The sequence below is a fragment of the Siminovitchia acidinfaciens genome (assembly GCF_003605385.1).
GTDB classification, from domain to species: Bacteria; Bacillota; Bacilli; order Bacillales; family Bacillaceae_C; genus Siminovitchia; species Siminovitchia acidinfaciens.
Genome location: NZ_QYTV02000004.1, coordinates 307,925 through 321,907, shown reverse-complemented (window position 1 = coordinate 321,907; position 13,983 = coordinate 307,925). Strand labels below are relative to the sequence as shown.

General features: G+C 44.1%; 13 protein-coding genes. 10 read left to right on the top strand and 3 right to left on the bottom strand.

Annotated features, from left to right (window positions below):
* Positions 1-112: 112 nt before the first annotated feature.
* Together D4T97_RS11430 and D4T97_RS11425 are read left to right on the top strand one after the other, a co-directional pair.
* Positions 113-1,135, top strand: coding sequence for a Nif3-like dinuclear metal center hexameric protein (locus tag D4T97_RS11430; protein ID WP_126050790.1), 1,023 nt, complete (start codon positions 113-115; stop codon positions 1,133-1,135).
* A 15-nt stretch (positions 1,136-1,150) separates the two neighbouring features.
* A complete protein-coding gene (locus D4T97_RS11425) occupies positions 1,151-2,278 on the top strand; it encodes a hypothetical protein (protein WP_235872223.1) in 1,128 nt (375 codons plus the stop codon).
* On the opposite strand, the gene D4T97_RS11420 is transcribed toward D4T97_RS11425, so the two are convergent.
* Entirely contained in the window at positions 2,270-2,743 is a 474-nt protein-coding gene (locus D4T97_RS11420) for a hypothetical protein (RefSeq protein WP_126050785.1), read from the bottom strand. The genes D4T97_RS11425 and D4T97_RS11420 overlap by 9 nt on opposite strands.
* A gap of 229 nt (positions 2,744-2,972) precedes the next feature.
* On the opposite strand from D4T97_RS11420, the gene yyaC reads away from it, so the two are divergent.
* The 3 genes from yyaC to D4T97_RS11405 all read left to right on the top strand — a co-directional run bounded on the left by yyaC (position 2,973) and on the right by D4T97_RS11405 (position 6,314).
* On the top strand, positions 2,973-3,545 hold the full coding sequence (yyaC, locus tag D4T97_RS11415; protein ID WP_164525551.1) for a spore protease YyaC: 573 nt from the start codon (positions 2,973-2,975) through the stop codon (positions 3,543-3,545).
* A gap of 94 nt (positions 3,546-3,639) precedes the next feature.
* Positions 3,640-4,320 (top strand): GntR family transcriptional regulator, encoded by a 681-nt coding sequence (locus tag D4T97_RS11410; protein WP_126050781.1) that lies wholly within the window; start codon positions 3,640-3,642, stop codon positions 4,318-4,320.
* 545 nt (positions 4,321-4,865) lie between these two features.
* On the top strand, positions 4,866-6,314 hold the full coding sequence (locus D4T97_RS11405) for a hypothetical protein (RefSeq protein ID WP_126050779.1): 1,449 nt from the start codon (positions 4,866-4,868) through the stop codon (positions 6,312-6,314).
* 131 nt (positions 6,315-6,445) lie between these two features.
* Here the strand turns inward: D4T97_RS11405 and D4T97_RS11400 are convergent, their stop codons facing one another.
* Together D4T97_RS11400 and D4T97_RS11395 are read right to left on the bottom strand one after the other, a co-directional pair.
* Entirely contained in the window at positions 6,446-7,816 is a 1,371-nt protein-coding gene (locus tag D4T97_RS11400) for a hypothetical protein (RefSeq protein ID WP_126050777.1), read from the bottom strand.
* A gap of 840 nt (positions 7,817-8,656) precedes the next feature.
* The gene (locus D4T97_RS11395; protein ID WP_126050775.1) at positions 8,657-8,989 is read right to left on the bottom strand and encodes a hypothetical protein; all 333 of its coding nucleotides are present in this window, start codon (positions 8,987-8,989) and stop codon (positions 8,657-8,659) included.
* A 355-nt stretch (positions 8,990-9,344) separates the two neighbouring features.
* Here D4T97_RS11395 and D4T97_RS11390 point away from each other — a divergent pair, with 355 nt between their 5' ends.
* From D4T97_RS11390 to D4T97_RS11370, 5 genes are all read left to right on the top strand, one after another.
* A complete protein-coding gene (locus D4T97_RS11390) occupies positions 9,345-9,677 on the top strand; it encodes a 2Fe-2S iron-sulfur cluster-binding protein (protein WP_126050773.1) in 333 nt (110 codons plus the stop codon).
* Positions 9,678-9,754: 77 nt separating this feature from the next.
* Positions 9,755-10,522, top strand: coding sequence for a creatininase family protein (locus D4T97_RS11385; protein ID WP_126050771.1), 768 nt, complete (start codon positions 9,755-9,757; stop codon positions 10,520-10,522).
* 154 nt (positions 10,523-10,676) lie between these two features.
* Positions 10,677-11,405, top strand: coding sequence for a TenA family transcriptional regulator (locus D4T97_RS11380; RefSeq protein WP_126050769.1), 729 nt, complete (start codon positions 10,677-10,679; stop codon positions 11,403-11,405).
* A gap of 201 nt (positions 11,406-11,606) precedes the next feature.
* Positions 11,607-13,073: an aldehyde dehydrogenase family protein gene (locus D4T97_RS11375; RefSeq protein WP_126050767.1), complete on the top strand. Its 1,467-nt coding sequence runs from the start codon at positions 11,607-11,609 to the stop codon at positions 13,071-13,073.
* Positions 13,074-13,462: 389 nt separating this feature from the next.
* On the top strand, positions 13,463-13,966 hold the full coding sequence (locus tag D4T97_RS11370; RefSeq protein ID WP_126050765.1) for a GlcG/HbpS family heme-binding protein: 504 nt from the start codon (positions 13,463-13,465) through the stop codon (positions 13,964-13,966).
* Positions 13,967-13,983 lie beyond the last annotated feature (17 nt).

Here is a 13,983-nt window from a genome sequence, read left to right as displayed (position 1 = left end):
AAATGAACTCATTTGAGCGCATAAAAGCCGTCAGTGCGAATCCGCAGATGTTTATCTGTCTGATTTGTGCTGACGTTTTTTTTATATCAAAAACCATAAGGGAGGAAAGTTTATGCATACAGTTGAGGATGTTTTAAATGCATTGGATGAAATTACAGGAGGAAGGGTGATTCATTCGCTCAGTGAGGTGGACAAACAGGAGCATCCATTTGTCATTAGAAAATCTTCCAATATTCCGGGAAAGGATATTATTGAGACGCCAGGACTCGTATATGGAGATAAAAAAAGAGAGGTGAAGAAGATTGCCGTAACAATGACAATGACGGAAGGTTCAATCGAACTTGCAGGGGCAACCGGCGTTGATGCCATCGTAGCACATCATCCGATTGCGGAGGCCGCCAATTCCGGTGGGGTCACTCTAAAAAATTATCTAGGGCTTTACAATATTTCGGCATTTGAATTGCATGAAGCTTTTCATGGATTGCATCCAGGAATCTCTTTTTTACATGGGCATGAAGTTTATCGCACGGATATTTCGTACGGAGGGCTGGAAGGAAACGTTCTGTTTGTGGGAAAGACTCTGCCTGGGGTAAAAACGCTTAGTGATATTTTAAATCGGTTAGATCTGTTTATGGGGTTGGAAGAAGAAAATAATCTGCTGTTTTTGGAAAAAGAAATTCGGAAGAACGCATCGATGACCGAAACAAGCGTGGTCACCCGTGGACGGATTCTTCGAGGGGAAGCGGACAACCCGGTAAACAACATCATTCATATTTTTCCGCATACTGGATTTACGCCAGAACATTTACGGCAGGTAGCAAAGGAACACCCGGAAGCCGATACCGTCCTTGCTTCCATCAGTCGTGTGTATGATGGGCATGAACTGATCCGGACTGCTGAAGAATTGAACCTGAATTTTGTCGTCGGAAATTGCCATGTGCTGGAAATTCTTGAAAATGGGCTTCCGCTCGCCTATGCACTGGACATGCTTCTCCCTGGTGTAGAGGTTGTCGTTTTCAGAGAACGTGTGACAAGTCTGCCGGCAAGAGCCGTTGGCACACCTCAAATGATGGAATATGCAGAGCAGATGGCGTCGAAGTATTTGGTCAAGAAGAAGGTTGCCGAGTTATCATAATGAAGGAGTGAATGGATGATGGGTGAAGTTAAACCTCTTGTGGAAGAAGAAGTATCTCTAGAGGAAGCCGCCAGTAAATCGGTTCCCCGTAAGCGGCAGTGGGAAAAAATTGAACTGGTGGGCTTGGCTTTAATTATTGCCTCCTTGTCAGTCATGATGATCTCTCCCGGAACATTGGCGGGTCTGTTTTCCGCAATGGTCGATAAGGTATTTCCTGTTGTCGTCGAAGTGTTTTTGACGGGTACAGTCGGGGTGACTATCATTGTCAGTGTGATCATTGGTCGCACATTGGAAAGGCTCGGTTTTACTGATGCGTTGATCCGTGTATTCCTTCCGGTTACGAAGCTGCTGAAAATCAATTCAGCTGTATTGATTCCAAGCATTTACAATATCCTCGGCGATATTAACGCTGCCGGAAAAATTGCGGGGCCGATTCTCGTGCGCTCGGGAGCCACGAAAGCGGAGCAGAAGATGGCGGTGGCCACTATGGTTCAGTCGCAACAGTCATTCTCTACCTTCATGCTGGGAATGATTGCATTGACAGCGGTGGGTGTAAATGCATTTGTCGTTGTTGTTGTGGCTGTATTTCTGCCAGTCGTTGTGGCACCTTTGATTTTATCCAAGACCATCTATCGTGACACAAAAGCGGTCGATATTGAAAATCTGCCTAAATTCACCCCCACAACAGGAGCTTTGCCCACCTTGTTCAATGCTGCCCGTGAAGGTGCAGAATTGGTCTTTCTTTTAATCATACCTGCCGTCGCTGCAGTGTTTGCAGTCATCGGGTTATTGGAGTATATCGGTGTCTGGAAGCCGATTGAATCCGCTTTATCTTCTGGTTTGCTGACATTGAATATTGATCCGGAAACGGGAATCTTGTCCATTCTTGCCTCTCCGACACTTGCAATGGCTCAATTGGCTGAAGTGGCTTCCACTATGGATCCACGCCTGGTCATCGGCTCTTTTGTACTGGCATCTTCAGGATTGCCGCTGTCATCCATATTGGGGCAAATCCCTGTTATTTGGGCAGCGAACTCTGATTTGAATGAAAAAGAAGCTATGACAGCTGCGGTCATCGGGATTGTTATGCGGCTGATCACCGCCTTCCTGGTAGTATACTTTTTGACGCCTATACTAGTGTGATGAAATGCTCCGCTTCAATGTGTGTGTGAGGTCAACCAGAAATCGATTTTTCTGGATATTTTGGACAGAGTGTGGATCAAAGTAGAGAATAGCACTGTCGACCCTGCTGTTTTTCCTTATCCACATTTTTATAAAAGTTGTTTGGTATATTGTATCCACTAATTCAGCTTTAGGAACCGAGATTTCGAGGTGGAGAGCAGCCGGAGGATCTTTTGGACAGGAAACGAGGCGGCACGGCTTTGATTGCAGAGGTTCAAAACGATTGATCAAGCCTTCTGAAGAATGATGGAACCTTCCGGTTCCGGTCAAAATTTTATCCGGAAGTATTGTCCCCGCAACATGAAAAACATCTTTTCCAATCGATAAAGGTATTTTTTCATTATCCCACAAAATGAAAGTCGTAAAAGAAGCGCCTGGTAAAATGGTCCACGTCCTTTGCGTCATCAGCTCAAATCCAATATGCATAAGGATGAGACCTCCTTAATCAAATATATGAAAAAATGAGTGAAGCAGACCGGTTTGTAGCTGGTCTTTTTCACTTATTTGGGTGCTTGTCAAAAATCGGTCTCTCAAGCTGTAGTTCCAACACCGCTTCCCCATTGAACACCCCCTAAAAGTAATTAAATCCTGTAAGCTCAAAAAGATGAGAACCGCTCGGCATCTTGGGTATAATACTCAAGGAGGGGGAAGGCCGGTGTTTGCTCTATTTAAGCGGAGAAAAAAAGAAAAGAAGAATTCAAACAGGATTTTTGCCATTTCTGCCCAAGAGGGCGATATAGAGGCAATGAAGAATATGATCATTGAAATTCTTCAGAACTCAGCTTCTAAAGACATTATTTTTCTTTGCATCGGTTCCAGCCGGTCAACCGGAGATTCATTGGGACCAATGGTAGGAAGCATGTTAAAGGAAAAAGGGGTGTCATTTCATGTATTTGGCACAATGGACGAACCTGTTCACGCGTTGAATTTAAATGCCGCCCTTGAGAATATACATAACAAATTCGCCGACCCGCTCATCTTTCCTATCGATGCCAGTTTGGGAGATGCTAGTCAAGTCGGCGAGATTTACTTGATGAAAGGTCCACTTGTCCCTGGAAGGGCGGCTAATCAAACCCTTCATCCTATCGGTGAACATCATATTAGAGCTGTGGTCAATGAGCTCGATCCATTACTTCCGGAAAAATCATTGACCGAAGCGAATATGGAGGACATTTCAACCCTTGCAGGGCTCATTACGGAGGTCCTCAGTTCAATCAAGTTAAAGTAAAATTCATCCATTATTTGATATTTACAGAAAAGTCAAGTATAATTTGTATAAAGTATACCGAAGAGAATATTCATCTCAGAAGGGGGGATGCAACTTGACGAGCTGGACAGAAGAGAGTCTTCTCTCTATACGCGAGAGGGCGTACAGACATCTTAAAAACCTTATTTTAGAAGGAGAATTAAAGACAGGGGACCGCCTGATTGAACGTGAGCTTGCGGAGAAATTGAACATAAGCCGAACTCCAATCCGCGAAGCGCTATTTCGATTGGAATCCCAAGGTTTTGTAAAAACCATCCCAAGAAAAGGGGTGATTGTTGCTGATATATCCGAAAAAGAAATATTAGAAACGTTCACCATCCTTTCTTCGTTGGAATCATTGGCAGCCAAGCTTGCAGCACAAAAACTGGATGATGCAACCGAAAAGAAATTCAAGGAGTGCATCGAGAGAGTGGAAGAACAGTTGAAGAGCACGGAAACGGATTACGCCGAGCTGCATAGTGAACTGAATTATCTTCTATACAGTGCCGCAAAAAATTCGAAGCTCTATGAAATTCTTGGGGGCCTTACGGATTATATCCGTGCCTTTGCTAAGAGAGGCTTCAAGAAGGAAGGTTGGCCAAGGCAATCTATGGAAGAGCATCTGGCTATCATGAAGGCGATTTGCAACCGAGAAGTGGAGATGGCGGAGTACTTGACGAAAATTCACATTGAAAACTCCAAAAACGCCTATATTGAGGCAACCACAGGTGAAAAAGAAGTTTCGACGACTATATAAAATAAAGGGGCAGGCCCAATAAAGGAGCCAAACCCCTTTTTCCATTTTCTTATTCGATCTGTGGAGTCGTCTACCGAAAAATAAGATCACTCACACTGATTAAGCATGCCGCAAAATTCTCTTTTCGCTTTGCACTTAGATGCCAGTCACGATATCCTGTGTTAAGCTCTTAGTTACATTGCTATGTTCATTGCTGATTTATTTTTGACTTAAAGAAAAGCTCAAACTTGTCTTGCCGAAATTCCCTGCAGACGTTATTTTATCACCATTAGATATTCAATTCACACCAAAAGGAATTTTCAAAATCATTTGACTTGAGAGAAATACGATGTTATATTAATAACCATTATGGTGATCTTTCAATTACTTAAAGTGGTATACAAAACACAAAATGGAATATTTTTTATGCCGCCAATACTAAGGCGGTAAGTTTTTGCCACTTTAATAAAGCGCTTTCAATAGAAGGGGGGAGATGTAAAGCAAGAACGACTGAAGTTACCCAGTAAGGACTTTTTGATAAAAACACAGTTGGGGGGATAAAATTCATGGAAATGACCTTAGCGCATTGGCTCTATTTGCTTGTAACAGTTGTTGTAATCGCTACTATGCTTTTCCGACGAGGCGTTGTATTGCCGATCATCATTGGAACATTTCTTGTGGCAGCCGTGTACAAAGGTAATATCGTCAGCGGATTTCAAGCTGTGTTTAATGCTAACCTTGTCGCAGCCAAAGAACTTTTCAGCATATTTCTGATCATCTCTCTTATGATTGCTTTGCTGAATGCGTTGAAAGGACTTGGAGCCGATCAGAAATTGATCAAGCCACTCCAAAAGGTGATGGTTAACGGCCATGTTTCTTTTATCATTTTATTTGCAACTACTTACGTCATTTCGCTCTTTTTCTGGCCGACTCCCGCGGTCCCGCTCATTTGTGCTTTATTGGTACCTGCAGCAGTCCGTGCTGGTGTTCCTGTCATGGTCGCCGCCATGGTTGTTGTCATATCAGGCCAGGGGATGGCTTTGTCTTCGGACTATATCATCCAGGTAGCACCCGTTATCAGTGCAAGTGCCGCAGGTATAGACAAGGCGCTGATTACAGACAAACTGATGGTTCTATCTTTGATTACCGGATTCAGTGCTTTATCCATCGTTTATTTTTCGGCAAGAAAAGCGATGTCAAAGAAAAGTGCTACATCTGAGGAAGACATGAAAATGCAGGAGAGCTTTTTCGAAGAAGTAGGAGAACTCGCTGCTACAGTTGAAGAGGATGCAGAAATCGTCCAAAGAAAAGAGAGATGGGGAAAAGCATTTGCACTCATCGTCCCCCTATCCATGCTTGCTGTCATGATTTATATGTTCCAATTCAAAATATCCGGAGGCTCCGGCTTTGAAGGTACAGATGGCGCTGCATTTGTCGGTGGTGTGGCAACAATTCTGTTGGTGTTAGCAACAATCGCATTAAACCGCATACAGGCCCTTGATCAAATCAGTGAACATCTAACCGATGGCTTTGTCTTTGCATTTAAGGCAATGGCTCCAGTCATACCGATTGCCGGATTTTTCTTCATGGGAAGCAGTGACTTCACACCAGCGATTCTGTCACTTGGGGAAGATGCTGCAACACCTGCCTTCCTGTTTGATGCAATCCAGGCCGGACAAGTCTACATACCGCAAAATCCAGTTTTTGCAGGGTACGGCATCTTGCTGATCGGAATCATCACAGGTTTGGATGGTTCAGGTTTTTCAGGCCTTCCATTAACAGGTGCTCTATCAGGTGCTTTGGCTTCGGGTGCTAACATCGATGCATCAACCATGGCGGCTATTGGCCAGATGGGAGCCATTTGGACAGGTGGAGGAACAATCATTGCCTGGTCTTCCTTGGTGGCAGTTGCCGGATTCTTAAAAATATCGCCAATCGAATTGGCGCGCAGAAACTTCATCCCAGTCATGGTCAGCCTGTTGGCTGCTACAACCGTCGCCATAATCATTTGGTAAAAATATATTATGTACTGTTTTTGGATGCCTGAATCCCAATATATGGAAAGGCATCTTTTTTTGTTAGGGCCTGATCCCCGGCACATTAGCGCCTTAATGTGCCGGGGGTCAGGCCCCTTTTCCTCCTTTTTCTAGGTCAGCCATTGCAGCGATAACAGATAAATAATCGTACATACGATGTATATGCCGGTAAACGGCATATTCCAGTTGGACACTTTATAGGAACTTTGTTTGACAATATTGGACATAAGGCCGATGGTTGCATTGTAAGGACCAATCAAAAATGCCGACGCTGCACCGGAAAGCATGGCGACAGTCAGTATATGAGCGGATATGTGTGTAATGTCCGGATTTAAGGTCTCTGCCATCAATGCCAGTGTGACAGCTGGGTGAAATCCAAGAAATGCAAAAGCTAATGGAATAAGCGGCAGCAGCATTAAAAAGAAATTCGTACCGATCGCCCCGATCAAATTGACTATCCAGACATTCACCAATTCGTTGCTGTGTGATATTTTTATCGTTGAGATAAAGAAACCTGCTGATAAAAATAAGAAAAATTGATCTCTCATATTATTGGAGAAGGATTGAAAATGTTTTCGGAACGCTCCTCCAAATTCTTTTCCTTTTTTTAATAATAGGGACCATGCAAATGAGAATGGAATGACCAAAAGTGAAACAAGTGTTAAAAATGAGTAAGGAAGAAATGTTTCCCCTACAGATACGAATACAATAAAAAAGATAATAGCGAGCAATATTTGAAAAATCCTCTTAGGGTTGCTCGGTTCTTTTTCCGATGTGGCAGCCATCTCGTCCATGGCATGAGTAGATTGTATTCGCTTCTTCGAAATCCGTGAGCCTAAATACCAGTCAAGTATCAATCCGAATATGCTAAGCGGCACAACATAAGGGAGGATGGATACCCAACTGACGCCGGTTACGCCGATGACAATCCCGACAATCGGAGTCACTGGAGCCCAGATGAGCGGCATCGCAAATCCCCTAGTGATTGCCCGGCTCATGAACCGTTCCGAATGCTGGACTGGAAACCCCTCCAACGCTGGCTTGATAGAATAATAGGTCATTGGCAAAGTTGCCAAATTCATAAAGATGCTGAAAAAGTAGGAAATCCCCGATGTCAGCATATATAAATGTCTATTAGTCTTAATTTTATTATGTAAAATTCCTTGAATGTCTACACTGTACCTGCCCAGAGTGATAGGAATTCCCAGAATAGGGATTAATGTAAACATCATCAGCAAATCCAGCATCGGACCGAAGGATAAGATGTATTGAGTCCAGTGTACCCCTGTGTTCCAAAGCAGGAATGCCCCCGCTGTCAGAAATATACTCCCTAACACCTGGACAAACCTTGATGTTTTAAAAAATGTACAAAGGACTATGATCATGCAAAGGACTGATATCCATCCGGACAGCCCAAGAGATGGAACCAGGATAGAAAGAAAATACAAAAATAATACAATGAGGAACAATAAATTTAACATCAAGCAGCCTCCTTATAAATAGAATATGAACCGTGTTCCGTTTGTTTTCAAGAAAGAATTCATGACTTGGCATACAATTTTGTCAATTTCATGAAATATGCGACTATTGATTGCATATATTATACATTATTTTTGGTATTTGGTATACCAAAATGGAAAGTTCGGTTATAATATAGATAACAATCACGTGAGGGAGAGCTGCTATATGATGAAATATTTATTCGGCTTTGGCAAAGCGCAGGAAAAGGCGGATAGGAAACTTGCTCGGCTGAGAAGAATGATCAAATTTTAAATCAAAAGAAAAAGCGATCCCTTCCTAATTTAGGAGGGGATCGCTTTATTCATCGTTTAGTAAACCGAAATTCCATGTCTATAGCTAACTTGTTAATCGAATTATGCTACGTCCAGCTCCAGCGCCTATCGACTAGCAGACTTCGCGCCTCTGGTGCTCCTGCGCCATAGTTGATTCGAAGATGCCTTGTTCAGCTCGTCGCAAAGCGCAGGGAGTTTCTCGAAGATGCAGCTTGCCTACGATAAGTCAACATCGGCTCCGTCGGACAGGACGTCCTAGTGCCACCGACGCACAGGAAGTGCTAGTGCAAGCGAAGCGACAGGATGTCGCGTTCTGAGGCGGCCTTCATCGCCGTGTTTCCTTTATCTCGTTGGAGTCACTCTTGTCTAGTTGCAGACGGCAGGGGCTCGAGGTCGCTTCGGTCAATCCAATGAAGTCAAAGAACGACTTCACTGACTTGCCCTCCAGCGCTTGTCGCCCCTAAACGGCCGCCTTCCATATTTCAGCTCAGTCTGTACGTCAATGAACAGGCACTTGCGCATTTGCTCTTAAGCTGAAGCGCTCTCCAGTTTGACCAGCCTTGAATTGGCGGATGGATCTGTTTCATCGCGGTCGACAATTTCATATAACTCTTCACGGACCTCTTCAATTGTTTCGAAGCGCTCGAAGAACTTGACACGAATATGGTTCACATATTCCTTTCCTTCATATTCCTCTGACATTTTTATTCTGGCGTTTTCATCCACTACTTTGGCAATTGAATACTTTGCCCGCAGCTTTTCAAAAAAATAGAAGTTGTATGTTTCCACAATCTCCAGTCCATCGTTGCTCAGATCCGTTTGGAAAGTCTCCTTGTTCGTCAATAAAATATACTTGCCCATTTTAAAACACTCCTCTAATTTTTTGTAATCGCTTACCAAAATACAAATACTACAGTGACAGGAAGCTTGGTCGCACCTCCTTGCTTGGAACATTGTATACCAAATACTTACTAGTAGTTTATACCAAGCTTTACAATTATTCAACACTATGTTTTGAACATTTTAATTAAATGGAATAATTCAGATAACAGACTTGACACTGCAAAGCCTTGTAAGTAGTATAGTAGTCAATAGCTCATTTGAATTGATAATTCCCAAGTGTTAGAGTTTTTTAAAAAATCACTTGCCTTTCCAAATGTCTTGGTATACAATATACCCAAGTTAAAGATTTCCGAAAAAAGGAGGGATGCTTAAAATGCCAAAAGTGACACTTCATGTGGAGGGGACGATTATAGAGCAGGAAGTGAAAGAAAATGCCAACCTGGTAGTCATGGCAGGAATCAAGGAGTTTCCGAAATTGAAGTATGGGTGCGGCATGGGAAAGTGCACCAGATGTACTTGCAGGGTAATTAACGGGGCAGAAGGGTTGGATACGCCAAACTGGAAAGAAAAGAACATGCTTGGAGATAAGCTCGATGAAGGATACCGGCTCACTTGCCAGTTATATATCAAGGAAGATATCGAAATCTCTCAGGAAAACATTACCGTAAAGCCTCCAAAGAAGCGCAAGACTACTTTAACAACATAGTAGTGGCGGCGGTCAGTGGAGCGTAAAGCATCACGGTTAATTGAAAGCGGTGACAATGGCGCAGAAGGTGAAGCTAAATGAATTGTTATGAACTGACGAAGATGACATGGGAAGAAGTGGAAGCATCATTAAAGCAAGTAAGGCTGGCGATCATTCCCGTTGGAGCGCATGAGCAGCACGGCCCTCATATGGTAGAAAGCTGCGATGCGGTTTTGGCAGAAAGGATGGCCGTCAAACTAGGAGAGAGATTATATCCATACGCCATCATTACACCGACAGTCAACATGGGCGTTTCCACCCATCACTTGAATTTTCCGGGAACGATTTCGCTGAAACCTACAACATTAATCATGCTGCTGAAGGATATAGTTTCGTCATTGAAGCATCATGGCATTGAGCGATTTCTATTTTTAAATTCCCATGGCGGCAATCAGTCAACCCTGGATGTGGCAATGAACATGATTACCGAAGAAATGAATGTCGAAGTGTATTATGCGAAAACGACCGCTTCGGCAAAAAATGCAATAGCTGAAAACGTTCATTCAACATTGTTCGGGCACAGCTGTGAAAGGGAAATTTCTGAAGCGCTCTACTTGGCCCCAGAGCTCATTCGTGCAGACAAACTGCAAAGAGGGGACATACAGGAGCCGGGAAGATGGACCCAACTTAGACCGGGAAAGGCACTAAAAGGTTTCTATCGGTATGAAGAAATGACCAAAAATGGCTGCATCGGAGATGCTACAAAAGCTGATTTCGAAATTGGCAGGCAAATCGTCGAAGAAGCGCTTGATAATCTCTCAAGTGAAATGATGAAATTAATAAAAGAAGATTCCAAAATACTATGACACCAACCTCAATTTTTAACACCTTTAAAAGCTAAGTTTTACTATATGAATCTAGGAATTCCCATTGAGTTAAAAACGGACAAAACTCCACTTTATTTTTTAACTTAAATGGTATACAAAATATCAAATACAATATTCGAGGAGGAAAATAACAATGGCAGAACTATTATCAAAAGAGGACTTTCGTAAAGAATTGGAGATTGCAATCGCAGGAAATCACAGCCAAAAGGCTCCCTTTACTGTAGCTTGGGCAGAAGGAAAGCTTGAAAGAAAACACTTCGCGAGATGGGCCGAAAACCATTATCACTATGTTGGGCCGTTTGCTGACTACCTGGCGTATATCTACCATAATACTCCGATGGATGAGAAGTTTTTAAGTGCAAAGGACTTCACGCTTCAAAATATGTATGAAGAAGAAATTGCAGGCGACCGCCACACAGACCTGTTGATCCGTTTCGCAGAAGCTTGCGGTTCATCTGCTGAAAGAGTTGTTAATCCTGACAATATGGCAATTACAACACTAGGACTTCAAAGCTGGTGCTATGCAGTAGCAGCCCGTGAAAACTTCGTTGTTGCAACAGCTGCACTCGTAGTCGGTCTTGAATCTCAAGTTCCTGACATCTATAGAAAACAGACACCTGCATTGAGGGAAAAATACGGATTTACAGATGAAGAGATTGAATTCTTCGATCTTCACATCGTATCTGACGAAATTCATGGCGAGCGCGGATACAAGATTGTTCTTGAGCACGCGGACACGCCTGAATTACAGCAACGCTGCCTCGAAATTGTTCGCACTGGAGCGAAAATGCGCCGCATGTATATGGATGGCTTGTGGAGAGAATATATTGAACAGGATCTTGGAGAATTGATCCAATCTTAATAATGCACTGGCAAAATCGGATTTAAAATCGAACAAGCCCGGGCCGGAAATAAGAGCATCAATGGTTTGGCAGGATAGAGTAATTCTGCCCGTGGCGCAGGTCCGATTTTTTTAAAAGATGACCGCTGGCTACTTCCAAGTCTATCAATCTATGAGCGGGCGGTCACTCCATTGGAAATATCAATGAAAAGGTGATAAACGTTGCTGACTACTACGAAGGTTGAAACTTTTAAAAACTTGATAGACGGTAGCTGGAGTGAATCCCAAAGCGGCCAAACATTTTCTAGCATCAATCCGGCCAACAAGGAAGAAATTGTAGGGATTTTTCAGGCATCCAATGAAGAAGACGTCCGCCAGGCGATTGAAGCAGCATCCAGAGCTTTTCCTGAATGGGCTGCGACTTCGCCGTCCAAACGGGCTGCCATTTTAAACAAAGCGGCGGATATTATGGAGCAAAGCGTTGATACATTGGCTGAGGAGTTGACGAGGGAAGAAGGGAAACATGTCAACGATGCCAGGAACGAAGTGATCAGATCCGCCCAGACCCTCCGCTTCTATGCAGTGGAAGGTCAAACGTTCACAGGTGAGACTTTCCCGCATGATGATCCGAACATGAAGGTGTCCACAGAACGCGAACCGCTTGGGGTGGTTTCTGTCATCACGCCTTGGAACTTCCCAATCTCGATTCCAGCCAGAAAGATTGCTCCGGCTTTGATCACTGGAAATACCGTGGTATTCAAACCCTCATCAGACACACCACTCATCGCCTTCAGGCTGGTTGAAGCACTTCTGGATGCAGGGATACCAAAAGGGGTTATCAATTTTGTAACCGGAAAGTCATCTGACATCGGCGATCTATTAGTGACTCACGAAGCAATCAAGGCCGTTACTTTCACTGGCTCCACAGCAGCGGGAGAAGACATACACAGCAAGTCCTCCTTTTCCACAAGGACACAAATGGAGCTCGGAGGAAAAAATCCCATCATCATTATGGAAGATGCCGATTTGGACCTGGCTGCGACGCTTACAATCAACGGGGCTTTTGCGCTGACAGGCCAGGCTTGTACTGGAACAAGCCGTGTCATAGTTATGAAAAGCATTAAGGAAGTATTTATCAACAAATTGATTGAAAAAACGAAGAACTTAAAGATCGGCAACGGCTTTGAAGAAGGAGTCAAAATTGGTCCGGTCGCCAACAACCGTCAGTTGAAAAACATCCTGAACTATATTGACATTGGTACTCGGGAAGGCGCGAACCTCGTTTACGGGGGCAAGCAGATTACGGACGGAGAGTATGCCAAAGGCTATTATGTGGAACCGGCGATTTTTACAGACGTACAACCTGATATGCGCATCGCGCGGGAAGAAATCTTCGGTCCGGTTGTCGCCGTCATTGAAGTGTCTACATACGAAGAAGCCATGGAAATTGCGAACGGGGTAGACTACGGCCTGTCCGCTTCCATCGTGACCAACAACCTGAAAGTTGCAAACGAATTCACGAAAAACATCCAGGCGGGTACGGTAAAAGTGAACAGGACAACTACAGGGAACTTGATGAATGCTCCGTTCGGCGGATTCAAAAACTCAAGTACAGCCACCTTCCGTGAATCAGGAAGAGTTGGATTAGAATTCTTTTCGCAAGTGAAAACAGTTTATGTCGGTTACTAGAAAAGTGAAAGCGCCTTGTTCAGCCCCGACAAGCACAAGACGGTTCCCGAGGAGGCAGCTTTTCAGCCACCACAGGGAAGCGGCTTGTGACCTCGAGGGGCTAGGCGCTGCAACTGGACACTAGAAAAGCGGAAGGCGGCTGCTTAGGGGCGACAAGCGCTGGAGAGCCGGGCGGTGAAGGCGTTCTTTGCCTTCATTGACCGGATCGAAGCGGCCTCGAGCCCCTGCCGCCTGCAGCTGGACAAAAAGAAAAGTGAAAGCGCCTTGCTCAGCGCGGGCAAATAAGACGGTTCCTGAGGAGGCAGCTTTTTAGTCATCACAGTAATTTGACTTATGACTTCGAGCCGATCGCACCTAAGGCTAGATTTAATAAAGGAGGAAAAAAACACATGTCAGTGACAGAGAAGAAGATTTTTAAAACAGCTATTAAACTTGAATTGGAAGCAGCCAAGCTGATGATTGAAGCTGCGAAAAAGAAATCAGAAGAAATCAACGTGGCGGAAACGATCGCCATCGTGGACGAGGGCGGAAATCTGATCGCTCTTGAAAGGATGAATGAAGCGCGAATCACAGGACCGGAAATTGCAATTGCCAAGGCCTTTACGGCAGCAGGCCATAAGCGCTCCACTCACTTGTTCAACACAGAGCCGAATGGTCCGGCACTTCCAGGAAACGAAGCATATGGGATTCAACTTATGTTTCCGGGAAAGTTTGCTATCTTTGTCGGGGGATTCCCGATCGTTGTTGACGGTGAAGTGGTTGGAGGAGTAGGAATCAGCGGCGGAAACGGGGAACAGGATACAGCGGTTGGTACAGCTGCGCTCCAAGCTTTGCAAAGTCATTTGGAAAAAGAAGGCATGACCGTCGAGACGCAGGCAGACATTAAAAAATAAGCTTTGAAATGATGCAT